We start from the raw sequence: 510 nt of genomic DNA, 5'->3' as shown, positions 1-510 counted from the left end.
CCTTTCTCCGGCATTTTCACGCCTAACTTGGTTAATTCCTCTTTTGCTTGCTCATGTGTTAATTTTCCGGACTTCTCTTGTTCTAAAATTGATTTCGCTTTTTCTTTCGTTGCTTCATCTAATCCCGCAAACATGTCTTTACGTTTTTCCTTCTCTGGAAGTTTTACACCTAGTCCTTCTAACTGTTTCTTTGTATCGTCCATAATTGTTTTTACTTTTTGTTTTGTAGCGTCATCTAAATCCTTTTTCGCCGTTTTTGCAGGCTGATCCGTTGCTGGAGTATTCGTTGCCGCAAATGCTGGTATGCCAGCTCCTCCTATAATTCCAAATGATAAAGCACCTGCAATTGCTAAATACCCAACTGTTTTCTTCTTCATAGGAAATTTCCTCCTTCATATGTCTAAAGCATGTACACTTTCGTATACAATGCCTATAGTAATATTGGTTTCTTAAAATTTCCTTAACGACTTAACAAAAAAACACCGCTCATGATGAAGTGAACCCCGAAAA

Annotated in this window: 1 pseudogene; it reads right to left on the bottom strand. The window is 37.6% G+C overall.

Annotated features, from left to right (window positions below):
* A pseudogene (locus tag COK05_RS30565) lies at positions 1 to 377 on the bottom strand (hypothetical protein); the annotation flags it as partial.
* Positions 378 to 510: the final 133 nt, after the last annotated feature.

It is taken from the genome of Bacillus cereus (genome assembly GCF_002567495.1).
Classification (GTDB): domain Bacteria; phylum Bacillota; class Bacilli; order Bacillales; family Bacillaceae_G; genus Bacillus_A; species Bacillus_A cereus_AQ.
The sequence above is the reverse complement of the archived record's forward strand: the minus strand, read 5'-3'. Positions and strand labels throughout refer to the sequence as shown.